This is a genomic window from Halorubrum ruber (assembly GCF_018228765.1).
Taxonomy (GTDB): Archaea; Halobacteriota; Halobacteria; order Halobacteriales; family Haloferacaceae; genus Halorubrum; species Halorubrum ruber.
This window is the reverse complement of the sequence record NZ_CP073695.1, coordinates 2850670-2873847: the sequence shown is the minus strand read 5'-3', so window position 1 is coordinate 2873847 and position 23178 is coordinate 2850670. Positions and strand designations below refer to the sequence as shown.

Below are 23178 nucleotides of genomic sequence, written 5' to 3'. Positions count from 1 at the left end.
ACAAGTGGCTGGGAATTTGGCGGCGTTCACCGTCGATCCGTGGTCGGACATTCATCACGAGTCGTGTTATCTGCTCCCACACTTATGAGGGATCAACGCGTACGGTCGCGCATGGCCACCGACGATCCCGTCTTCGCGAACGTGAGCATCGGACAGGAGGTGTACAACGAGGACGGCGAGCGCCTCGGGTCGATCCGGGGGGTCGACGACGACGGCTTCTACGTCGCGTCGCCGTCGGGCACGGACACGCTGGCGCTCACCGATGCGCGCGACGTGTTCGGCACCGCCTACGTGATGTGGCGCTGCTGGGAGTGCGGCGAGATGGGTGAGATCGGCGACCAGCTCCCCGCGAACTGCCCGAACTGCGACGCGCCCCGCGAGGAGCTGTACTACTGGGCCGAGGACTGAGACGACGACGGCGGGAACCCCGCTCTCGTTCTCGTCGTTTATTTATAAATAGCTGACCGCGTTGACGCAGCAAACACCATCGAAGCCCCAGCCGTTTATTTATAAATCGCCACTAGCGGATTCACTGCGAACACCACCGAAGCCCCAGCCGCTCGGCTGTACGACACTACAGTTTATAATCTGCTCATCGACACGAACACCGTCGAAGCCCCAGCCGTGAGGCGGGCGCACGCTCGCTGCGCGCTTCAGTCGCTCGCGTTGCTCGCTCCTTCCAGTGCTTACGTCGCCTGCGCCCGCCTCACGGCTGCCCCTTCGAGTCCCACCCGACCGCCCCGCACCGCAGCCTCACGCCTCCCCAGCCTCGCGGCTCCCTCCGCTACGCTCCGGTCGCCGCGTCCCTCGCACGCGCTCCTCGCGGCCGCCGGGGGCGGCCGCTCGGAGGCGCGCGCCGACCGCACGTCGTTTTATAAACAAACGATACCGCTTCCACAGTTGTTTATAAGTAACCGTCGCCGGCCGGCTCAGTCCGCGTCGACGAAGTCCCCGAGGTTCGCCTGGAGCCCGGCGGCCATCGTCGACTTCCGTCGGAGGCGGCCGAGCGAGACGGGGAGCTGGTCGGCGACGCCGCGGACCGCCTCGCCGAACGTCTCCGCGGCCCCGAACTCGCCCTCGAACGCGTTGCGGACGGCCTCGCGCACCTGCCACACGCCGACCGGTCCCAGTAGTCGTCGGAGACGTGGCGGCAGACGAGCGCCTTCGCCTGCCGCCCGCGGTCGTCGAGGTGCTCTAAGACCCCCAAGCGAGACGCGTAGTAGGCGCCCGCCGTCTCCTCGACGTAGCCGGTCCGCCCCTCGCGGCCTTCGCTCGCGGCCGCGAGGTAGACGCCCGCCTCGGGGTCGGGATTCCAGATCGAGCCGGGCGATTTCATCTCGACGAGTTCGTACTCCCAGCGGCCCGGGACCAAGATCACCCAGAATGCGTTGCCGAGGTACTCGTTGCGGTGGACCTCGATCCGGTCGACGGTCGGGTTGTCGCGGATCGACCCGCGGAGGAACTGCCCGACCGTGTCGTCGACGGCCGTGATCGACCAGCGCGTCGGGACGAGCCGGCGGTTCTCGCCCTGCCCGAGCGCGCCCGCTGAAAGGATCGTGTTGATCTCGTACACGTCGAACCCGCGGCGGTAGAGGTACGTCATGGCGCCCTCGGCGCGCCAGTCGTCGTCCTCCAAGGTCTTCTTCACCGGCTGCGGGACGTGGGGGTTCTCGCCGAGGTCCGCGGTCCGCGCCGCGGCGCGCGGCCCGGTCGGCGTCTTGATGTCCTCGGTCCCGACTTCGAAGTCGAGGTCCGGCCGACCGTCGAGGCCGATCTCCACGTCGACCGGGCGGTCCGCGATGGCGATCTCGCGTTGGACGCCGAGCCAGCCGTTCCACGCGTCGTGGACGCTCTCGGCCGGGCCGCCGCCGTTCCCGACCGATTTCACCCCGCCGGTCACGCCGGCGTCCGCGACGTCGACGCCGCGCGTCGAGTTGAGCAGGCTGGTCCGGCGGTCGAACACGTCGGAGATGGAGACGCCCTCCTCGTACCACGCCGCGGAGGTCTCGAACGCCGCGGCGCGCTCCTCGCGGCCGACGGGCGAGAGCAGGCCGGTCGAGACGTTCGGGTAGTCCGCGCGGCCGACGAAGATAGAGGGCGAGACGCTGCCGACGACGGCGTCGTCGGAGACATGCTCGTCGAAGCGCCGCTCGAAGGAGTCGAGGTGGTCGAGAACCCCGTAGTCCTTCTCCGCGGCGAGGCGCCGCCGCTCGGCGCGCTCGTTCGCCTCGAACTCGATGAACTCGTCGAGCCGCATTCGGATCGGCGTTGGCGGCGCACCGGCTTGAACGTTTCCGGCGCGGCGGGACGCGAAGCCCGAAAAAGAAAGCAGGAAAGGGGAGAACCGACCACGAGACCGTCCTAACTGTGAATTCCCATCGCTTCGATCTGCTCTTGGTACCGGTTGCGGATGGTGACCTCGGTGACCTGCGCGACGTCGGCGACCTCGCGCTGGGTCTTCTTCTCGTTACAGAGCAGCGAGGCCGCGTAGATGGCGGCGGCGGCGTAGCCGGTGGGCGACTTCCCGGAGAGCAGTCCCTGCTCGGCGGTCGTCTCGATGATCTCGTTGGCCTTCGACTGGACCTCCTCGGAGAGCTCTAACTCCGAGGAGAATCGCGGGACGTACTTCTTCGGGTCGACCGGGCGCATCTCCAAGCCGAGCTCCTGGGAGATGTAGCGGTACGTCCGGCCGATCTCCTTGCGGTCGACCCGCGAGACCTCGGAAATCTCTTCGAGGCTCCGCGGAATGCCCTCCTTGCGACAGGCGGCGTACAGGGCCGCGGTGGAGACGCCTTCGATGGAGCGCCCCCGAATGAGGTCCTCGTTGAGCGCGCGTCGGTAGATGACGGACGCCACTTCGCGTACCGAGCGCGGCACGCCCAGCGCCGACGCCATCCGGTCGATCTCCGAGAGCGCGAACTGGAGGTTGCGCTCGCCGGCGTCCTTCGTCCGGATCCGCTCCTGCCACTTCCGCAGCCGGTGCATCTGCGACCGCTTCTTCGAGGAGATGGAGCGCCCGTAGGCGTCCTTGTCCTTCCAGTCGATCGTCGTCGTCAGTCCCTTGTCGTGCATCGTCTTCGTCGTCGGGGCGCCGACGCGCGACTTCTCCTGCCGCTCCGAGTGGTTGAACGCGCGCCACTCCGGGCCGGGATCGATCTGCTCGTCTTCGATGATCATCCCCGTCTCCTCGTGTATCAGCTCCCCGTCGGCCGTCCGGGTGAGGTCCTCCGGATCGAAGTCCTCGGGGTCCAACTCGTCGATGTCCTCGACCTCCTCGACGTCGATCTCGTCTTCCTCGGCCTCTTCGTCCCCCACGCGCTGCCGGTCGTGATCCCGTTGCCGGGTGGGCCGTGTCATCGCATTTATATACTATCCAAACGGTTTAACTTAAAAGTTCGTTACCGTGTGGGAGAGTACCACGGGTTGTGACCCCCGGTCGGTCTCCTGTGGACAGCGGACGGACAGCCCTTTGTTCGCCGGGCGCGGAACCCGGACGAATGCCGACGATCGACTGCGACCCGGCCGCCGCGCGCGAGCGACTCGCGGGCGAGGGCGTCCGGATCGACGAGGGGAACACCCCCCACGAGCGGTGGCGCGCCGAGCGAGAGGGGGCCGTCGCGGTCGCGTACGACGACAAGGTCGTCGTTCAGGGGAGCGACCCGACGCGGCTGACCGCCCTGCTGCGCGACGGCGGCGGCCGCGCGCACGTCTACTTCGACGGCGCCTCCCGCGGGAACCCCGGGCCGGCCGCGGTCGGCTGGTGTCTTGTCACGTCCGACGGCGTCGTCGCCGAGGGCGGCGAGCGGATCGGCCGCGCCACCAACAACCAGGCCGAGTACGCCGCGCTGATCCGCGCGCTGGAGGCGGCCGACGAGTACGGCTTCGACGCCGTCGACGTCCGCGGCGACTCCCAACTCATCGTCAAGCAGATCCGCGGCGAGTGGGACGCCAACGACCCGGAGCTCCGCGAGCGGCGGGTCCGCGCCCGCGAGCTGTTAGAGCGGTTCGACCGCTGGTCGATCGCCCACGTACCGCGGGAAATAAACGAACGCGCCGACGATCTGGCGAACGAGGCACTCGATGACGCGAACTGACGACGAGCCGCCGGAGTGGGCCAAGGAACGGGCGCGGGAGATGATGGCGGCGGAGAACGACGCGGAGGCGAACGGATCCGCCGACGCGGACGATCCCGCGGACGCCGCAGAGTCGCCCGACCGCGACGAGGAGCGCGTCCCGGACGTGCCGGTCGAGGCCGTCGACGAGGCGGAGCGGCTCACCCGGCTCGCCCGCGAGGCCGAGTCCGCGGAGCCGACGCCCGAGATCGAGGAGGCGGCCGACCAGTACCGCGAGCGGCGCGACGCGCTCGCGACCGAGTACGGCTACACCGCGCGCGTCCGCGGCGAGGACGACACGCTCGTGTTGTACCCCGACGAGTGGATGGAGGAGGGGACGGTCCAGCTCGACCGCGTCGAGGACACCGACCGCGCGGTCGAGGTGTCGCTGTCCGGCCCGGGCGACGCCGACCGCTACCGCGAGGTGGCCGCGTACAACGAGGCGGTCGCCGCGGCGGTCGGCGAGTGCGAGGCCGAGGTCCACGCGCGGACCGCGGAGACGTTCGCGTCGTTCATGAGCAACCACTACGTCCGCCCGGTCGACGACGCCACGCCGCAGATGCGCGCCGAGTTCCGCGAGGAGTACTTCGTCCGGAACGGGTGGCCGACCGACGAGCAACTGGCCGCCGTCGACGAGTCGCTCTCCGTGATCGAGTCCGTCGCCGCCGACGTGGACGAGTCCGTCGCGGTCGAGGCCCTCGACGACCGAGAGTCGGCCGACGACGACGGTTCGACGTAGCGGTCGCTCGGCGGAGAGAGAACGCGGCTTTCGCCGCGCCGTGTGCCAAAATTTCAGTTGGAAACCGATACCGCGCGGGTGCCGGCGCTCCGGCTTACTCGAGCAGCGCGCGGACCTCGTCCGCGCGTTCCTCGTCGGTGACGAACCGGTCGAGGACCCACTCGATCTGGCCGAGGACGACGTCGTGGCCCTCGTCGGTGAGCTCGTACTGGTTCGTCCGCTTGTCGAGTTCGCTCTTCTCGACGAGCCCGTGCTCGACGAGGTCGTCGAGGTTGGGGTACAGGCGGCCGTGGTTCACTTCGGAGCCGTAGTACGCCTCTAACTCCCGCTTGATGGCGAGGCCGTACATCGGCTCCTCGGCGAGGATCGTGAGGATGTTCTGTTGGAACGCCGTGAGATCGCTTGCCGCCGTCGATTCATCAGTGACTGTTTGTGCCTCTGACATGCCTGACGGGAGGGGACCCGAACTTATAATCTTTCTCAACATTCACGACCGTTGCGATGCGTAACCCCGCACGGTTGTCCGGATCTCTCGGTATCGACGGTCTCTCGGCGGACGCTCGTGGTATCCGGCGATGGAACGCGTTCGACTGATCGATTCCGCTTTCGGCGGGTGGACCGATGGATCGTCGGTCGCGCTCGGCGTACGGCTCACGATCGAAACCGCGGAGATCCGGCCTCGCCCGGTGTCCGCCCTCGCGACCTCGGTTCCTCGTGGTTCGGTGGCGCCGTCGTCCCGTCGTTGCGACGGGGGTCAGTGACGCCGGCTTCCCGTCGTTGCGACGGGGACCGATGATGGACGCGCTCGCGCGATCCCGAAAGGACTTTGGCCGACTTCCACCCACCAACGGACACATGGCCAACCTCTGGGAGGATCTCGAGACGGGACCGAACGCGCCGGACGAGATCTACGCCGTCGTCGAGTGTCTCAAGGGCGAGCGGAACAAGTACGAGTACGACAAGGACATCCCCGGCGTCGTGCTCGACCGCGTGCTCCACTCGAACGTCCACTACCCGTACGACTACGGCTTCATCCCGCAGTCGTACTACGACGACGAGGACCCCTTCGACGTGATGGTGCTCGTCGAGGACCAGACGTTCCCCGGCTGCGTCGTCGAGGCCCGCCCCGTCGCCATGATGAAGATGGACGACGACGGCGAGCAGGACGACAAGGTGATCGCGGTGCCGACCGAGGACCCCCGGTTCGACCACATCGAGGACCTCGAGGACATCCCCCAGCAGACCCTCGACGAGATAGACGAGTTCTTCGCGACCTACAAGAACCTCGAGGCCGGCAAGGAGGTCGAAACGCTCGGCTGGGAGGACAAGGCGGCGGCGAAGGAGGCCATCGAACACGCGCAGGACCTGTACGACGAGCAGGTCGCCTAACGCCGATATAACCCGAGCGCATCCGTCGCCCGCGCCCGGATGCGTTATGCCTATGGGTAATTTTTAGGGTGAGAGTCGCGTACGATCGCGTAGAACCATGAGCGCCACCACGCCCTCCGTCGGCATCGATCACCCGACGGTCGTGCCCGCGAACTTCGACCCGGACGACGACGCGACGACCGAGACGGCCGCCGGCGACGACGACGCCGCGACCGACGAGGCGTAGCGGCCGCCGCTCCCCTTCTCAGGCGCGTTCGACGACCGCCGAGAGCCGCGTCGCGTCGTCTCGAAGCGACGCGAACGCGTCGTCGACCCAGTCGACCACCGGATCGTCGGTCGATTCGAGCACGCACCGCGGGTTGTTCCGCTCGTCGTACGCGGTCACGCACGCGCGACGTCGTCACACCGGACGAGCCCGTACTCGATCGGCTCGGCGCTCACGTACACCGTCGCGTCGTCGTCGGTGAGCGCGCGGTCGGTCGCCGGGCCGAACTCCGCGACCGACGCGTCGACCACGTCGCGGTCGACGATCAGCTCGACGCTCGCGCCGTCGTCCAGCGCCGCGGCCGCCGCGTCGTTGAACTGCTGGAGGACGACCGGAGAGACGGCCCGGATCTCCGCCCCGCGGCTCTCGCGTAAGAGCTCGGTGAGGCGGTCGACGGCCGCCAGCGGGTTCTGGTCGGACGCGACCGTGAGGTCGCTGTCCGGGATCCCCTCCGCGGGGAAGTCGACGCCGACGCGCTCGACCGTCTCGGCGAACCGGCCGTAGCGGTCGCCGCGTTCGACCTCCGTCAGAAGCGTCTCGTACGCGTCGTGGACGCGTTCCCCGGTCGGCGTCACCCGGTAGTCGGCGCCGCGTTTCACGACCCAGTCGCGCTCGCGGAACCCCGCGAGGATCCGCTGGACCGTCGTTCGGGTGGCGTCGACCGCGTCGGTCAGCTCGGCCGGGCGCCGCGGCTCCTCGCGCAGCGCCCGGAGTATCGCGACTCGAACGGGCGAGCCGGCGAGGTACTGTGCGCCGTCGTGTCCGTCCTCGGCCGTCATCGTATGATCCGTGTGTACGGGTACCGCCCTGTTAACCGTACCGCGTTGTAGGCCCGGGCGCCGCGCTCGGGTCCCGGCCCGCCCGTCGGCCGCGTCAGTCCCGGTAGCGGAACGACACGACGGTGCCGACGGTGTCCTCGCCGGCGATGCGCTCCGTGGTTACCGTCACGGCCGCGAGCGCGTCCGCGCCGAGCGCCTCCTCTATCACCGCCCGCAGCGCGTCGGGGTCGGCGCCCTCCTGTCTCACCGGCACGCGGACCTGTCGGCGGTTGACCGCGACGTCGCCGAGGTCGTACTCGGTGTGCTCGAACGCCTCTCGGATCGCCGTTTCGATGTCGGTCATGGTACGATACGTTCCGCGCCCGGCAGTGAAAAAACGCAGTCCTCGGTCGACGCCGTGGGAGAGTGCGGTTTCGTCGACCAGTTCGGTACCGACAAAATAAGCTGAAATACCGAAATTCGGTGCTTTTGGTATTTAATACAGTACATCACTAATTTAAATATGTCTATTATACAACCGCAGAACAATCTTAATATTTATTTATCCTGATACTTTTCGAATATGCACGAAAGTGTGGCAGATTACGTGGCAGAGCACCCGAAAATGGCCGGCGTCCTGTTCAGTGCGTTGCTGCTGCTGACGCAGGCGGCGCCCGCGGCTGCGAACATGGCTACTGTTGATCCTGGTCCGTAGACGACAATAATTCATCACTCCAAGTCAGACCGCCATCAGTGAACACCGGCACCGTCTCTAATTGTAAGAAGTCGTATACTTCACCCGGAGAGATTCCTGTGGCAGAAATGCCATTTGGGACATAGTAATTCTTGCTGACTGTCCCCAGATTTAGTGAACTCATCGATCCGAGACCATATGGACCATTGGGAAATATTTCAGTTGATATATTCCAAGTTGAGTCAGATTGTTGATCCATATTCAAAATGAGTGCTGCTCCACTCCGACTCTGACAGATCGTTGTCCCCCCGTCGCCCACCACGATGTACTGATGACCTGTAATCAACTCCCGCTTCGCGACGTGGAGCGCGGTCCGGAGGTTGAACCCGCTGTTCATCAGGCGGGCGATGATCCGGCCGAGCTTCGTCGCGGGCGAGTTCGCCACGTCGGAGAGGGTGACGATGCCGCCGCGCGAGCCGCGGTGGACGAGGGCCTCACCCTGCTGGTAAGACTGGCATGCGTTGAGCAGGAAGGCGCTGACGCCGATCTCGAGATCTTGGTCAGTCAGATCTAGGTACTCCTCGGCGCACTGCATCCCGCGGTCGTCGACGTGGCCGATGTAGTGGAGGAAGTCGACGTCTGACTCCAGCACCTCGCGCATCTCCTCGCGGGTGAGGTCGTGGCGCACCTCGATGTCGAACTGGACCATGTCGCGGAGGCCGTAGAGGTCGGCGACGTTCCCCTCCTCGCGCATCTGGTCGTCGTTACAGACCACGAGGACGGAGATCCGGGACTGCTCGACCTGCCCTGCCTCCAGCCGCCGGTGGTACGCGTCGAGCGTCGCCTTGTTGGCGTCGAGCGGGACGCCGTCGCCGACCCACGCGTGCTCGACGGTGTCGACGGGCTCCGGGCGGACGAACTCTGTCTGCGCCGCGACGGCGCCGCGTTCCGTGGAGGCGTCCGCACCGCGGGTAGTCTTCGCGCTCGCGCCACCGCGCACGAACTCGCCGTCACCGGGGCCGTTGGGTCCGACGCCGCCAACCGGGACTTCCCGCCTCGTGGCCGCCGACGAACTTCGGTCCGCACCGCCGAAGAAGCCGACGCCGACGCCGCCGTCGTCGTCCACCGGCGTGACGGTCTCCGGCGAGCGGACGATCGACAGCTCGCCGGCGACGAACGGGAGCATCTCCACGTTCTCCGGATCGGGACGGACGTCGGTCGTCAGCGTCCACTGCGGGAGTTCGGGCTCGACCGCCTCGAAGGGAACGTCGAGGTACTCGCCGAGCCGCTCCGCGAGCGGGATGTCGTACAGCCGCTCCCAGTCGAGGTCGAGGTCCGTCGTCTCGCGCTCGTGGAGGTCGACCGGGTAGAACCCCTCCGTGCGGGCGAGACAGTCCATGTGGAACGACTGCCTGAGCACCTGCGCGGTCCGTTCCTCGAACCCCGGTTCGAGCGGATACGTCCACCCGTCGCCCTCGATCCGCGGGGCGTCGCCCGGCACCACGTCGGCCGCGAAGTAGTACGCCAGCGAGACGACGGGGTAGAGGTAGCGGTACTCCGGGGGACGACGATCCGAACGCCGCTGTCGACCGGTTCGACCCGCTCGGGGACGCGGAACTCGTCGCCGGGCTCGATCAGCGGCGGATGCCCGCGCAGGGTGGGGAACGACCGCTCCGGGCTGGTCGTCTGGAGCGCGGAGCCGAGCAGCGAGACGGCGTCCATCAGCGATTCCGGGTCCGTGGGGGTGGTGATGGTCCCCGCCGGTGTCTGGTGGAGCGATCGAAAGCCGAGCCCGACCATGCTCGGCGTGTTGAGGTCGATCCGCGTGGTCCGGTCGGTCGTGGAGACAGAGAACCCAGAGTCGAACGTGAGGTACAGCTTCGTCGGGGCGGGGTCGATTCCGACGTGGTACGTGTCCCGTGGCATCTCGTAACAGTCGCCCCGGGTCAACAGTACCCCGTCACCGTCACGGGCCTGAACGACAGCGACCCGCGGAATCTCGATCGATCCGGTCTCGACCGCGACGCTGGCGTCGACGGGGAAGTAGTGGTCGGACTCGGGACGCGGTCGCGGCTCGACCGGCCGATCGGTGTACACCTCGAACTGCGTGTTCTCGATGTGGTCGGTGACGGTGAGCCCGTCGGCCTCGCGCAGTGGATCGATGTCGATGCTCATGGGGACTCGCCGCGGTTGTCGAGGCGGACGGGGACCGGCGCCGCGGCGGTTGTGGGTACCACTCATTGAGGGAAAGCGGCGATAAAGCTTGCGTCGGTCGGATCGCCGCGGACCGAACGGATAAAGTCCCGGCCGCCCCACCTCCGCGTAATGATAACGCTGGGAACGGCCCGCGCCTCTCCGGGCGAGACGGACACGGGCCGTCTCGAGGTGGGGGAGATGCGGGACGGGAGCCCCGTCCGGCTGCCGGTCGCCGCGATCAACGGCGCTGCCGACGGGCCGACGCTGTACGTCCAAGCGGTGAGCGACGGCGACGAGCTGAACGGGTTAGGCGTCGTCAACCGCGTCGTTCCGCGGCTCGATCCGGCCGAGCTGTCCGGGTCGGTCCTCGTCGTCGGCATCGTGAACCACTTCGCGTTCCAGGCCGCGGAACACCGCAACCCCGTCGACGACCGGAAGATGAACCGCGGCTACCCGGGCGACGCCGACGGGACGACCAGCGAGCGGATCGCCCACGAGACGTTCCAGATCGCCAAGCGCGCGGACTACATCCTCGACCTTCACCAGGGGTCGACGAGCCGGATGATAAACGAGACGCGCGTGCGCTGCGGCGTCCGCCACCGCCTCCACGGCGAGTGCCTGGAGCTCGCGAAGGCGTTCGGCTGCGGGCACGTCCTCGACATCAAGGGCCCGGACGGCCAGCTCGCCCGCGCCGGCCCGGAACACGGCATCCCCACCGTCGACCCCGAGCTCGGCGGCTGCGTCGGCTGGGACGAGGAGTCGATACAGTACGGCGTCGAGGGCGTGTTCAACGTGCTCCGCCACTACGGGTTCCTCGACGGCGACGCGTCCCTCGAATCGCAGACGCGCGCCCGCGGCTTCGACCAGTACGGCTCGCCGGCCGGCGGCTTAGTCCGCTTCGAGCGCGAGCTCGGCGAGCGGGTCTCCGCCGGCGATGTCCTCTTCGAGGTAACCGACACCTTCGGCGCCTTAGAGGGCCGCGTCACCGCCGACACGGACGGAATCTTCTGGCGGACGCGCCGGCTCCCGCAGGTGGCCGCCGGCGAGTACGTCTGCTCGATCGGCACCAACGTCGACGAGTACTGATGGGGCCCTCTGACGAATCGGATCGGAGAGCGCACGCCCCCCGCCGGCTCCGCTGTCCCGAGTGCGGCGAGACGTACCGCGACCGCTGGCGCTGTCGGTGCGGTTCCCCGCTCGACTTCGCTGACCCGCCGACCCCCGAGGGGCCCGCGCCCGACCCCGACTCGTTCGACGCGCGCGGCGGCTTGTGGGCGTTCGACGACTTCCTCGCCGTCGGCGACGACCCCCGCGACCGCGTGACGCTCGGCGAGGGGATGACGCCGCTCGTCGACGCCGACGAGGGGCGCGAGTCCGGTGGGAACGCGGAAACCGACCGCCCCCCGTGGAACGCGTCGTTCAAGCTGGAGTACGTCTTCCCGACCGGCTCGTTCAAGGACCGCGGCGCGACCGCGACGCTGACCCGCGCCCGCGAGCTGGGCGTCGAGCGCGTCGTCGAGGACTCCTCGGGCAACGCGGGCGCCGCGATCGCGACCTACGCCGCCCGCGCAGGCATCGACGCCGAGATCTACGTCCCCGTCGACGTCAAGGAGTCGAAGCTCCGCGCGATCCGGCGGGCGGGCGCGGAGCCCGTCCGGATCGAGGGGAGCCGAGGTGACGTGACTGACGCGTGCGTCGCCGCGCTCGGTGAGGGGGACGACGCCGTGGGTGACGACGCGGACGCCGGCGTCGCCGACGACGGCGACCGTGCTTGGTACGCCAGCCACGCGTGGAATCCGGCGTTCTTCGAGGGGACCGCCACGGTCGCGTACGAGATCGCCTACCAGCGCGGCTGGGAGGCGCCAGACGCCGTCGTAACCCCGCTCGGCCACGGGACGCTGTTCCTCGGCGCCTACCGCGGGTTCCGGCGGCTCGAACGGGCCGGCTGGACCGACTCCGTCCCGCGGCTCTACGGCGCGCAGGCGGCCGGCGTCGCCCCGATAGTTCGGGCGCTCCACGGTCCGGAGGCGGCTGCTCCCGACGGCACGGTCAACGAGGCGGCCGACGGGATCCAGATCGCAGAGCCGGTCCGCGACCGCGAGATTCGGGCGGCGATCGATGCGACCGGCGGCGACGCCCTCGCAGTTACCGAGGCGACCGCGACCCGCGAACTCGACCGGCTCCACGCGGCCGGCTTTTATACCGAAGCGACCTGCGCGGTCGCGCCCGCCGCGCTGCGGACCCTCCGCGAGCGCGGCGAGGTCGGGCCCGACGAGGACGTTGTCGTGCCGCTGACGGGGAGCGGCCTGAAGGGCTGAGCCGGGCGCTCTGCCCGGTGCGCGCAGGACGGCGACCGGCCGCACCGTTACCCCTATTCGGTCGGCGGTACTCGGTCCTCGCATGGAGGTGCTCGTCTACGGCGCCGGCGCGCTCGGGAGCCTCGTGGGCGGGCTGCTGGCGCGCGACCACGACGTGACGCTCGTCGGGCGCGACCCGCACATGCGGACGATCCGGGAGGACGGGCTCCGGATCGACGGCGAAGTGGACGTCCGCGTCACGCCGCGCGCGCTCACCGACGGGCGGCACCGCGCCGCGGACCTCGCGCTCGTCACGACGAAGGCGTACGACACCGACGCGGCCGCCCGGGCGCTCGCGACCGGCGAGTACGGGGCGGTCTGCTCGCTCCAGAACGGGCTCACCGAGGAGCGGCTGGTCGCCGCGCTCGACGCGACGGTGCTCGCCGGCACCGCGAGCTACGGGGCCCGCTTCGCGGAGCCGGGCCGGGTCACCTGTACCGGCGTCGGCGAGGTGGTCGTCGGGGCGCTCTCCGGCGGCGCGAGCCCCGTCGCCGCGCGGGTCGGCGCGGCCTTCGACGCGGCCGGTATCGAGACGGTCGTCGCCGAGGACATGCCGGTGCGCCGATTCGAGAAGCTCGCGGTCAACGCCGGGATCAACGGTCCCTCGGCGCTGGCGCGGACCGAGAACGGACCGACGCTCGACGGGCCCGCGGGCGACGTCGCCCGCAAGGCCGCCCGCGAGACGGCCCGCGTCGCCCGGGCGGTCGGGGTCGACCTGGGCGACGACCGCGCGGTCGCCGCCGTCGAGCGCGTCGCCGCCGACACCGCCGCGAACCGGTCGTCGATGTGCGAGGACGTCGCGAACGGGCGGCGCACCGAGGTCGACGCCGTCTACGGCGCGGTCGTCGACCGGGCGGACCGACACGGCGTCCCGGTGCCGACGTGTCGGACGATCGGGTCCCTGATCCGCGGCTGGGAGGCGGCGCGCGGGCTCCGTCAGGGGTAACGACGAACTCCGAAAAGAACACCGCGCGGTCGGCGATCCGGGCCGCTACGCGCTCAGCACCACTCCTCGAGGACGGTCGCGTCGGTCTCGTCGACCGACACCCACGCGTCCTCCCGCGAGACGTCCGCGATGACGAGCTCCGGCCGCGACGACGAGGAGTCGATGGACGCCATCACGTCCGGCGCGTCGGCGGCGTCGAGCGCTGGGTCCGTCGGTAGCGCCGTCCGGCGACGGTCGGGGTCCGGGTCGTCCCAAGGGGTGGAACTCCGTGACATGGTTGTGAATTGTTCACAGTACGTATAAGAGTTGCGAACCAGAGCGGGATCCGCCGTGGGATCGGGGATTCCGGGGACACGTCGCCGACGTATCTCTCGAAAATCCGCCGCTCGGGCGACGATATGCCCGAACGTGTCGAGTTTCTCATCGGCTCGCGTCCCCTCGCGGGACGCCGCCGGACGGCCCCGGTCGCCGCCGATCCGTCGTCGCCCCGCTGCCGCTCCGACGCCGCGGGTCGGTGGGCCGGCTCCGCACACCTTCGCAGTATACAAGAGGTGGCACGCTGAAAGACGGGCATGAACGTCGCAGACGCCATGACGCCCCGCTCGGAGCTCGTCGTCGTCGAGATCCCCGGGAGCCGGAACGACGTGCTGGAGTACATTCAAGAACACGGGTTTTCCTCGGTCCCGGTCGTGAAGGACGTCGACGGCGAGGAGGTGTACCGCGGGCTCGTCACGCGCGACGACCTGATCGACCAGCCGGACGAGGACCAGCTCGCGCTGCTGATGCGCGAGGTCCCGACGGCCGGGGCCGACGACGACATCGTCGACGCCGCGCGGACGATGGTCGCGGAGGGGTCGCGGCGCCTCCCCGTGGTCGACGGCGACGAGCTGGTCGGCATCCTCACCGTCACCGACGTGGTGCGGGCGATCGCCCGCGGCGAGGTCGACGGCGAGACGCAGGTGGGCAAACTCGCGACGCGCGAGGTCAACGCGACCCACGCCGGGACGCCGTTGCCGGTCGCCGAGCGCGAGATCGCGCTCTCCGGCGTCCCGTACGCGGTCGTCCTCGACGACGAGGCCGCGGTCGCGGGGATGCTCACCGAGGTCGACATCTTAGAGGTCGCCCGCGTCGTCGAGGGCGAGGCGAGCACCGGCGACTCGATCGCCGAGGAGGACTCCGAGTGGTCCTGGGAGGGGATCAAGGCGACCGGCGCCCGCTACCTCCCGACCCGGAACGTCGAGATCCCCGCGGAGGCGGTGCGCCACTTCATGACCGCTGACCTCGTCACCGTCAACGCCACGCGGACGGCCAAGGAGGTGGCACAGGAGCTCATCAGCAACGACATCGAGCAGGTCCCGCTCGTCTCGGGCACCGACCTCGACGGGATCGTCCGGGACGTCGACCTGCTGGAGGGGCTGTAGATGGCCGCGGACGCGCTCGCCGAACTCGCGAAGCGCCGCGGGTTCTTCTTCGGCTCGAACGGCGCGTACGGCGGCACCGCCGGCTTCTACACGTTCGGCCCGCAGGGGGCTGCCCTCAAGCGGAACGTCGAGGACGCGTGGCGCGACCGGTTCACCATCCGCGAGGGGAACCGCGAGATCGAGGCGCCTACGATCATGCCCGAGGCCGTTTTCGAGGCCTCCGGCCACTTGGAGGGGTTCGACGACATGCTCGTCGAGTGTCCCGAGTGCGGCGAGTCCCACCGCGCCGACCACCTCGTCGAGGACGCCACCGAGATCGAGGACGCCGAGGCGCTCCCGGGCGAGGAGGTCGCCGAGCTGATCGCCGATGAGGGGATCGCCTGCCCGGCCTGCGGCACCGAGCTCGCCGGCCAGCCGGTGGAGGCGTTCAACCTCATGTTCGCGACCGACATCGGTCCCGGCGACGCCCAGCCGGGCTACCTCCGCCCGGAGACGGCGCAGGGGATCTTCGTCGAGTTCCCGCGATTGAAGGAGTACGCCCGCGGGAACCTCCCGTTCGGCATCACGCAGATCGGCCCCGCCTACCGCAACGAGATCTCGCCGCGCGGCGGGCTGCTCCGCCTCCGCGAGTTCACGCAGGCCGAGTTAGAGCAGTTCATCGACCCCGAGGAAGACGAGCCGCCGCTCGACCGCGTGCGCGACGTCGAGGTCCGGCTGTACCCCGCGACCGAGCAGGAGGCCGACGACGGCGACTACCTCGACACGACGGTCGGCGAGGCGGTCGACGAGGGCGTCATCGGCTCCCCGTGGGTCGGCTACTACCTCGGCGTCGCCCAGGAGTGGTACGAGCGCGTCGGCGTCGACCTCGACCGGTTCCGGTTCCGCCAGCACCTCGCGGGCGAGCGCGCCCACTACGCGGCCGACTGCTGGGACGCCGAGAGCGAGGTCGACGGCGACTGGATCGAGATCGCCGGCTTCGCCTACCGCGGCGACTACGACCTCTCGAAACACGACGAGTACGGCGACGACGCGTTCACCGTGTTCAAGCGCTACGACGAGCCGAAGACGGTCGAGCGCGCGACCGTCGATCCCGACATGTCCGTCCTCGGGCCGGAGTTCGGCGGCGACGCGGGCGCAGTCGCCGACGCGCTCGAAGCGCTCGCCGGGCGCGACCCCGACGCCTTCGACGGCGAGACAGTGACAGTCGACGTGAACGGGGAAACGCGCGAGGTCGACGCCGACGTGGCGAACTTCGCCGTCGAGGAGGTGACCGAGAGCGGCGAGCACATCACGCCCCACGTCGTCGAGCCGTCGTTCGGCGTCGGCCGCACCGTCCAGACGCTGCTCGCGCACGCGTACAGCGAGGACGAGGTCGACGGCGAGGAGCGCACCTACCTCTCCCTCGAACCCGAGGTCGCCCCGCAGGACGCCGCCGTCTTCCCCTTAGTGACGAACGACGACCGCCTCACCGCGCTCGCCGACGAGGTCGCGGCCGACCTGCGCGCGGCGGGGCTCGCGGTCGCGTACGACGACTCCGGATCGATCGGCCGCCGCTACCGCCGGCAGGACGAGGTCGGAACCCCGTTCTGCGTCACGGTCGACCGCGACGGCATCGAGGGGGACGGCCCCGACACCGTCACGCTCCGCGAGCGCGACTCCGCAGCGCAGGTCCGGATCCCGGTCGACGACCTCGCTGATGAGCTGACCGCGCTCCGCGAGGGCGAGCCGTTCGCGTCGGTCGCAGACCGATACGACGCGGTCGACACCGACGTCGAGACCGAGGGGAACTGAGGGCGTGACGCTCCCGGCGGCGGCGTGGCGCGAGCGCGTGGAGTTCGAGCGGCGGCTCGTCCACGCGAGCGGTACCCTCTACCCGGTCCCGTACCTCTTAGGCTGGATCTCGTGGCGGACGACCGGGCGGCTGCTCCTCGTGAGCGTCGCGGTCGCGGCCGTCCTCGAAACCCTCCGGCTCTCCGACTCGGTCGGTCCCCTCGAACCGCTGTACGACGCGCTCGTCCGCGACTACGAGGCCGACGGGATCGCGGGGTACGCCCTCTATCAGGTCGGGATGGCGGTCTCCGCGCTCGCGTTCGCGCCCGTGTTCGCCGTGCCCGCGATGTGGATGCTCTCGGTCGGCGACCCGATAAGCGGCGGGCTCGGCGAAAACGCCGCGACGGAGCCGAAGCGGCTCTCCGTGGTGGCGGCGATGGTGTTCGTCTGCTTCGGGATCGCCGTCCCGTACGCGATCCCCGAGTTCGGCCCCGACCCCGGCGTGATCGTCGCGCTCGCGGGGGCGATCCCCGCGGCGATCGCCGACGGGCTCCCGCCGCTGATCCGGGGGGTCGCCGTCGACGACAACCTCACCATCCCGCCCGCAGCCGCCGGCGGGATGTTCCTCGCGGCGTCGCTGATCGCGTAGGGGACGACCGAGCGAACGGACACGGCAGCGCCGCCGCTCGCCGAACGGGACTGAGAGAAGCGCCGAGGCGGAGATTTGAACTCCGGTGTCCGAATGGACAGTAGATTTCGAATCTACCGCCTTGGCCAGGCTAGGCTACCTCGGCTCGTCTCGTCGTTGGCCGGTTCCGCTGTTATGCGTTTCGATCGCGTTCGCGTCGCGGTCCCCGGATCTCTTCTCGACCGCGCCGCGGTCCGGGTGTCTCCGCCCAACCGCACTGCGGTCCGAAGTTCCGGCAACGCTTTTCGGCCCGGCACCCGTGCGGCCGGTATGGACGTCCCCGAAGCGGCCGACGCCTGCGCCCGCGTCGTCGACGAGGTCGGCGGCGCGGTCGTCGCCGACCGCGAGTTCCTTGACCGCGTCACGCTCGGCATTCTCGCCCGCGGTCACGTCCTCTTAGAGGACGTGCCCGGCACCGGCAAGACCCTCTCCGCGCGCTCGTTCGCGACCGCGCTCGGTTTGGAGTTCTCGCGGATCCAGTTCACCCCGGACCTCCTCCCCGCCGACGTCACCGGGACCAACGTGTTCGACGAGCGCGACGGCTCCTTCTCCTTTTCTCCGGGGCCGATCTTCGCGAACGTCGTCCTCGCCGACGAGATCAACCGCGCGCCGCCGAAGACGCAGGCCGCGCTGCTGGAGGCGATGGAGGAGGGCCAGGTGACCGTCGACGGCGACACCCACGAGCTGCCGAGCCCGTTCTACGTGATCGCGACCCAGAACCCGGTCGAGAGCGAGGGCGCGTTCCCGCTGCCGGAGGCCCAACTCGACCGGTTCACGATCAAGACCTCGATCGGCTACCCCGACGAGGACGGCGAGCTTGAGCTGCTCCGGCGGCGCGCCGGTCGCGTCGAGCAGTCGCCGACGGTCGACCGCGTGCTTGACCCCGACGCGGTGGCGGCGCTGCGGGAGGTGCCCGAGTCGGTCCGGGTCGAGGACGACCTGCTGCGCTACGCGGCGTCGCTCGCGCGGGCGACCCGCGAGGACCGCCGCGTCGAGGCCGGCGTCTCCCCGCGCGGCACCCAGCGCCTCTTCGAGACCGCCCGCGCGGCCGCGGTGATCGCCGGCCGCGAGTTCGTCACGCCCGATGACGTGAAGCGCGTCGCGGAGCCGACGCTCGCCCACCGGCTCGTGTTGACGCCGGACGCGGCGGTCAACGACGTCGACGAGCGCGACGTGATCGCCGACGTGCTCGACCGCGTCGCGGTACCGACGGTGGAGGCGCCGGAGGCGTGAGGCGTCAATTTAAAAAGAAGCGGCTTTGTTGAAAATCTCAGAAGTTGACATTTTCACACCCCCAATCGCTCAGTACAGGGGTGGTGGTGAGCGATAGCGGGAGTGGGTATCGCAGATCGCTACAACGATTCGATATTTAAATAGTCGCCAACGGCACCGACGGCCGTTTATAAATGGCAGGCGGTGGCGTCGCCGGCGGCTGCGCCGCCGGCTGCCAGAGGCGCGTCGCGCCTCGCTGCGCCTGCGAGCGGCCGGAGCGAAGCGGAGGCCGCGAGTCAGTCCGCGAGGGACGCCGCGAACGCCCGCAGGGCGTGAGCGGCGAGGCTGGGGAGGTGTGAGGTGCGGTTGCGGGGCTGTGCGGGGCAGGACTCAAAGGGGCAGTCGCGAGGCGGGCGCAGGCGACGTAAGCACCGCAACGAGGGAGCGGTAGCGACCGAGTGAGGAGCGCAGCGAGCGTGCGGCCGCCTCGCGACTGGGGCTTTGGAGGGATTCACCGCGGCCGCGTCGATCACTTATAAACAGCAGACAGTAACACCGCGCTCCGACTTATAAACGACCACACTCACGACGTACTATACCTACTCCCGCACAAGATCAAGAAGCAATTCTCATCGAACAGCTGTTTCAGATGAGAATATGTCTGGAGAATAGAATTTTAACAAAGCCGAAGAAGCCGCGATCTACTCCGCGTCCCGCTCCGCCAGCAGCTCCGTCGCCGTGAGCAGCGACTCCAGCTCGATGTCGTGGTCGGCTAGCAGCTCTTCGGCGCCCTCCTCGCGGTCGACGACGACTAACACGCGGTCCACCGTCGCGCCCGCCTCGCGAAGCGCCTCGACGGCGTCGACCGCGGACTGGCCGGTCGTCGCGATGTCCTCGATCACGACGACCTCCTCGCCGTCGTCGAGTCGGCCCTCGATCCGGTTGCCCGTGCCGTACTCCTTCGCCTGCTTGCGCGCGATGACGTACGGGCGACCCAGCTCCGCGGCCGTGACGGCCACCAGCGGGACGGCTCCGAGGGCGACGCCCGCCAGCTTCGCGTCCGTGTCCGCGAGCCGGTCGGCGAACGCCTCGGCGACGAGCGTCAGGGCGTCCGGGTCGGTCTCGAAGAGGTACTTGTCCACGTAGTAGTCGCTCGTGCCGCCGTGCGACAGCTCGAACTCGCCGAACCGGACGGCGTCGGCGGCGGTGAGCGCCGCGATCAGCTCGCGTCGTCGGTCGTCGTCGGTCATACGCCGAACAGGGCCCCGGCCGACAATAAACGGGTCGGAACGCGGGGACGCGTCGCACCGCGTTACGGGGCAGGTCGGGCCCGCAGCCGCGGCCGCCGCCGCCCGCTCCCGCCTACTCCGCCGCGGGAAGCGCGAGCGTCACGGCCGCTCCGCGGCCGTCGAGGCCGTCGCCGAAGCGGATCGCGCCCCCGTACGCCTCGACGACCCACGCGACGATCCACAGGCCGACGCCGGTGTTGTGCCGGAGCTGCGTCACCTCCCCCTCGCCGGTGATCACCTCGCGCACCGCGTCGGGGATCCCCGGGCCGTCGTCGGCGACGGTCACCGTCACGACCCCCTCGTCGAGGTCGCGCTCGGCGGTCACCGCGACTCGGGGCTCGTCGCCGCCGTGGTCGACCGCGTTCTCCACGAGATGGTCGATCGCGGTCGCGAACCGGTCGTCGCCGCGGACCGCGACGCCGTCCGGGATGTCGGCCTCGATCCGCGCGTCGGGGCGTCGCTCGGCGTGGCGCGCGACCGCCTCGTCGACCACTCGCGAGACGGAGACCGGTTCCGGGTCGGTCACGTACCCCTCCTCGACCACGCGACGGATCGCCGCGGCACCCTCGGTGACGTCGATCAGCCGCTGGCCGGTCGCCTCGATCCGCTCGGCGTAGTCGCGGACCCGCTCGTCGTCCGCCAGCTCCGCGATCTCGCCCGCGAACCCGAACACGACGTTCAGCTCGTTGCGCAGGTTGTGCCTGAGGATCCGGTTGACGATCCGGACGTACCGCTCCCGCCGCTTCCGGTCGGTGATGTCGGTGTAGATGCCGAACGCCCGGCGGGTCCCCTCGGTTTCGTAGCTGAACCCGCGGAAGAGGAACTCGCGGGGGCCGTCGACCGTCTGCCGGCGCAGCTCCGCCGTGACGAACCCCTGCTCGCGGACCGTCGCCGCGAGCGACTCGCCGTCGGTCCGATCGCCCCGTTCGTCGCCCAGCCGCCCGACCTCGATGTCGAGCGCGGCGATGCGCTGGCCGCGGACGGCGGACTCGTCGACGCCGAACTGCGACTCGAACGCGGGGTTGATCCCGTCGATCACCGTCTCGTCGTCGGCCATGACGACCTCCAACACCGGGTCCGGGATCCGCTCGAACAGCTGTCGGAAGCGGTCCCGTTCCGTCGACAGCTCCGCACGCGTCCGGCGGAGGTCGGTGGTGTCCGACAGCGACCCCACGACGCCGCTCCCCGGGCCGGACAGCGCGGACAGCCGCAGCTCGCCGTGTCGCGGGCGCTCATCGCCGTCCCGGTCGCGCGTCAGGTCCACCGTGCGGGTGGCGCCGGGATCGCTCTCGCCCCCGTCGGCGGCGAGCGCCGCGACCGCGTCCGCAACCCGCTCGCGGGAGGTCGGGGAGACGAGCTCGTCGAGCCGGCGGCCGACGACCGGCCCGTCGGCGTCGCCGTCGAGGCCCCGTCGCCCGTCGGCCTCGCGACCGGCGACCCACGAGACGAACGGCCGAGTCGCGTACGTGACGGTTCCCTCGCGGTCGAGCACGCACACCATGTCGTCGACGTTCTTCAGCGCGTTCTCGTAGGTTCGCAGCCGCTCCCGGCGGTCGTTGGCGTCCATCGTCGCGACGGCGTTCGTCGCCAGCAGCTCGAGGACGGTGACGTCGCTCTCGTCGAACGCGTCCGGCTCCGTGGAGCCGACGACGAAGACGCCGTGGTCCGCGAGCGGCACCGCGACGAACGAGCGCATGCCGTGGTACTCGTAGCGCTCGCCGCTCCCCGCGTCGCCGTCGCGCGCCACCGGCCCCTCGACGGCCGCGATGTCGTCGCACACACGGGTCTCGCCCCGCTCGAACACCTGGCCCGTGATTCCCTCGCCCGGCGGGCGCGGTCGTCGGCTCTCGGCGAACGCCTCGCCGATCCCGTCGCTCGTGACGGCGAGCCGGAGCTCGTTTTCGGCCGCGTCGAACAGCCGCACCGCGCTGATGCGGTAGTCGAGCACCTCGTCCGCGGCCTCGACCAGCCGCTCGGCCACGGCCTCGGCGTCGGACTCGCGCTGGATGCGCTCGACCGTTCCCAGCAGGCGTTCGAGCGTCTCCTCGCGTCGCTTGCGGTCCGTGACGTCGACGAAGAACACGGAGAGGCCGTCCTGAGAGGGGTAGGCGGTCACCTCGGTCCAGAGGTCGAGCGGCTCGTAGTGCGCCTCGAACGAGACCGTCTCCTGTTCCGCCATGGCCCGCCGGTAGTTCCGCTCGTACTCCTCGCCGATCGCGGCCGGGAACTCCTCCCAGACGTCGGCGCCGAGCAGCTCGTCGGGGTCGCGCTCCAGAAGCGTCGCGGCCGTCTCGTTGACGTAGGTGAACCGCCACTCGTCGTCGAGCGCGAAGAACGCGTCGTCGATCCGTTCGAGCGTCTCCTCGTACCGCTCGACCGCCGCCTCGCGCTCCTCGAAGGCCAGCCGACGCTCTATCGCGCGGCCGAGCCACTCGGCGAGCAGCTCCACGAACAGCTCCTCGGCCGCGTCGAACGGCCGGTCTCGCGACTCGGGGTCGAGGAAACAGATCGTGCCGAACACCTCCTCGTCGACGACGACGCGCCCGCCGACGTAGCTGCCGAAGCCGAACTGCTCGTACGCCGGGTCGCCCACCATCCCGGCGGCCTCGGGGTCGGTGAACGCGAACACGTCGGGGCACCCGTTCCGTTTCCGATCGCCGTCGTCACCGTCGGCGCCGCGCTCGATCGGCTCGCCGTCGGTTTCCTGGCCGACCGGCTCGCCGTCGGTTCCGCGCCCGGCGGCGCGACCGCTCACCGTCCGCCGGCAGTAGGTCAGCTCCAGCGGGACCGACCCGTCGCCGTCCGCCTCGTCGCCCGCGATCGGATCGAGGACGCCCGTGGCGTCGCTGTACTGTCGAATTTCGAGACGGTCGCCGGCGATACGGGACGAGTAGCCGATCGACAGCCCGAGGTAGTCGCGGCCGAGTTCGAGCAGCGCGTCGATCTGCTCTTCGAGGTCGGCGCGCCGATCGGAGACGATCCGCACGAACGGTTCGAGGAACGCGCGGTCGTCGTCGCCGCGGGGCCCATCCTGTCGGCCGTCGTCGTCTCGGGGGCCGTCCCCCCGGCCGCTGTCGCCGCCCTCACGCTCCTCGGCTGCGCCCGCGCGGTCCGCGAGCGTCTCGCCGTCGGCCGCGAGCCGCCGGCCCGAGACGTACTCGACGCCGAGCCGGCTCGCGTCGATCGCGGCGTCGGGGTCGTCCTCGACCGAGTACGCGAGCACCGTCGCGTCCGGGTAGCGGTCGCGGACCGATTCGAGCCGGTCGCCCTGCCCCCCGTCTTCCCGAAGGCGGACTAGGACCCGCTCCGGACGCCCGTCGTCCCGGTTCGCGTCGCCGATCG

19 protein-coding genes, 1 tRNA gene and 3 pseudogenes are annotated in these 23178 nt (G+C 69.8%); 13 read left to right on the top strand and 10 right to left on the bottom strand.

The genetic code is table 11. From position 1 onward, the window contains the following. The first annotated feature begins 111 nt into the window (after positions 1-111). Positions 112-408 (top strand): DUF7130 family rubredoxin-like protein, encoded by a 297-nt coding sequence (locus J7656_RS14215; protein ID WP_017342254.1) that lies wholly within the window; start codon positions 112-114, stop codon positions 406-408. A 521-nt stretch (positions 409-929) separates the two neighbouring features. Here the strand turns inward: J7656_RS14215 and nreA are convergent. Together nreA and J7656_RS14205 are read right to left on the bottom strand one after the other, a co-directional pair. After that, positions 930-2257, bottom strand: a pseudogene (nreA, locus tag J7656_RS14210) (DNA repair protein NreA). Between the two features lie 104 nt (positions 2258-2361). Then, the gene (locus tag J7656_RS14205) at positions 2362-3357 is read right to left on the bottom strand and encodes a transcription initiation factor IIB (protein ID WP_017342256.1); all 996 of its coding nucleotides are present in this window, start codon (positions 3355-3357) and stop codon (positions 2362-2364) included. Between the two features lie 140 nt (positions 3358-3497). Between J7656_RS14205 and rnhA the strand changes: the two genes are divergently transcribed. Together rnhA and J7656_RS14195 are read left to right on the top strand one after the other, a co-directional pair. Next, positions 3498-4094, top strand: a complete 597-nt coding sequence (gene rnhA / locus J7656_RS14200) for a ribonuclease HI (protein ID WP_017342257.1) — start codon at positions 3498-3500, stop codon at positions 4092-4094. Next, complete coding sequence (locus J7656_RS14195; RefSeq protein ID WP_017342258.1) at positions 4081-4851, top strand: DUF7108 domain-containing protein; 771 nt, start codon at positions 4081-4083, stop codon at positions 4849-4851. Before rnhA ends, J7656_RS14195 begins: the two co-directional genes overlap by 14 nt. A 94-nt stretch (positions 4852-4945) precedes the next feature. Here the strand turns inward: J7656_RS14195 and J7656_RS14190 are convergent, their stop codons facing one another. Further along, positions 4946-5296, bottom strand: coding sequence for a PadR family transcriptional regulator (locus tag J7656_RS14190; RefSeq protein WP_017342259.1), 351 nt, complete (start codon positions 5294-5296; stop codon positions 4946-4948). Positions 5297-5706: 410 nt separating this feature from the next. Between J7656_RS14190 and J7656_RS14185 the strand changes: the two genes are divergently transcribed. Then, the gene (locus tag J7656_RS14185; protein WP_004598163.1) at positions 5707-6240 is read left to right on the top strand and encodes an inorganic diphosphatase; all 534 of its coding nucleotides are present in this window, start codon (positions 5707-5709) and stop codon (positions 6238-6240) included. A 97-nt stretch (positions 6241-6337) separates the two neighbouring features. Further along, entirely contained in the window at positions 6338-6466 is a 129-nt protein-coding gene (locus J7656_RS15130; protein WP_017342261.1) for a hypothetical protein, read from the top strand. Between the two features lie 18 nt (positions 6467-6484). Here the strand turns inward: J7656_RS15130 and J7656_RS14180 are convergent. Continuing rightward, positions 6485-7284: pseudogene (locus tag J7656_RS14180) on the bottom strand (helix-turn-helix transcriptional regulator). 94 nt (positions 7285-7378) lie between these two features. Next, positions 7379-7627, bottom strand: a complete 249-nt coding sequence (locus J7656_RS14175; protein ID WP_211553628.1) for a hypothetical protein — start codon at positions 7625-7627, stop codon at positions 7379-7381. Between the two features lie 219 nt (positions 7628-7846). Here J7656_RS14175 and J7656_RS15285 point away from each other — a divergent pair, with 219 nt between their 5' ends. Next, a complete protein-coding gene (locus tag J7656_RS15285; protein WP_425490608.1) occupies positions 7847-7978 on the top strand; it encodes a DUF7503 family protein in 132 nt (43 codons plus the stop codon). On the opposite strand, the pseudogene J7656_RS14170 reads toward J7656_RS15285, so the two are convergent. Beyond that, positions 7956-10132 (bottom strand): annotated as a pseudogene (locus J7656_RS14170) (CHAT domain-containing protein). The gene J7656_RS15285 and the pseudogene J7656_RS14170 overlap by 23 nt on opposite strands. 150 nt (positions 10133-10282) lie before the next feature. Between J7656_RS14170 and J7656_RS14165 the strand changes: the two are divergent. The 3 genes from J7656_RS14165 (at position 10283) to J7656_RS14155 (ending at position 13456) form a co-directional block, all read left to right on the top strand. After that, on the top strand, positions 10283-11239 hold the full coding sequence (locus J7656_RS14165; protein WP_017342266.1) for a succinylglutamate desuccinylase/aspartoacylase family protein: 957 nt from the start codon (positions 10283-10285) through the stop codon (positions 11237-11239). After that, the gene (locus tag J7656_RS14160) at positions 11239-12471 is read left to right on the top strand and encodes a pyridoxal-phosphate dependent enzyme (RefSeq protein ID WP_211553627.1); all 1233 of its coding nucleotides are present in this window, start codon (positions 11239-11241) and stop codon (positions 12469-12471) included. Before J7656_RS14165 ends, J7656_RS14160 begins: the two co-directional genes overlap by 1 nt. A gap of 82 nt (positions 12472-12553) precedes the next feature. Continuing rightward, positions 12554-13456: a ketopantoate reductase family protein gene (locus tag J7656_RS14155; protein ID WP_017342268.1), complete on the top strand. Its 903-nt coding sequence runs from the start codon at positions 12554-12556 to the stop codon at positions 13454-13456. A 53-nt stretch (positions 13457-13509) separates the two neighbouring features. Here the strand turns inward: J7656_RS14155 and J7656_RS14150 are convergent, their stop codons facing one another. After that, entirely contained in the window at positions 13510-13731 is a 222-nt protein-coding gene (locus tag J7656_RS14150; RefSeq protein WP_017342269.1) for a DUF7556 family protein, read from the bottom strand. A gap of 297 nt (positions 13732-14028) precedes the next feature. Here J7656_RS14150 and J7656_RS14145 point away from each other — a divergent pair, with 297 nt between their 5' ends. From J7656_RS14145 to J7656_RS14135, 3 genes are read left to right on the top strand one after another with little or no spacing between them, the layout of a single operon-like run. Further along, positions 14029-14877 carry a CBS domain-containing protein gene (locus J7656_RS14145; RefSeq protein ID WP_017342270.1) on the top strand — a complete coding sequence of 283 codons (849 nt, stop codon included), beginning with the start codon at positions 14029-14031 and terminating at the stop codon, positions 14875-14877. After that, entirely contained in the window at positions 14878-16668 is a 1791-nt protein-coding gene (gene glyS, locus J7656_RS14140; RefSeq protein WP_017342271.1) for a glycine--tRNA ligase, read from the top strand. Between the two features lie 4 nt (positions 16669-16672). Beyond that, positions 16673-17296, top strand: coding sequence for a diacylglycerol/polyprenol kinase family protein (locus J7656_RS14135; RefSeq protein WP_017342272.1), 624 nt, complete (start codon positions 16673-16675; stop codon positions 17294-17296). Between the two features lie 60 nt (positions 17297-17356). On the opposite strand, the gene J7656_RS14130 is transcribed toward J7656_RS14135, so the two are convergent. Then, a tRNA-Ser gene (locus tag J7656_RS14130) sits at positions 17357-17441 on the bottom strand. 164 nt (positions 17442-17605) lie between these two features. Here J7656_RS14130 and J7656_RS14125 point away from each other — a divergent pair. Further along, on the top strand, positions 17606-18568 hold the full coding sequence (locus J7656_RS14125; RefSeq protein ID WP_017342273.1) for an AAA family ATPase: 963 nt from the start codon (positions 17606-17608) through the stop codon (positions 18566-18568). A 680-nt stretch (positions 18569-19248) separates the two neighbouring features. On the opposite strand, the gene pyrE is transcribed toward J7656_RS14125, so the two are convergent. Next, positions 19249-19797, bottom strand: a complete 549-nt coding sequence (gene pyrE / locus J7656_RS14120) for an orotate phosphoribosyltransferase (RefSeq protein WP_017342274.1) — start codon at positions 19795-19797, stop codon at positions 19249-19251. Positions 19798-19909: 112 nt separating this feature from the next. Beyond that, positions 19910-23059 (bottom strand): PAS domain-containing protein, encoded by a 3150-nt coding sequence (locus tag J7656_RS14115; RefSeq protein WP_249191468.1) that lies wholly within the window; start codon positions 23057-23059, stop codon positions 19910-19912. Positions 23060-23178 lie beyond the last annotated feature (119 nt).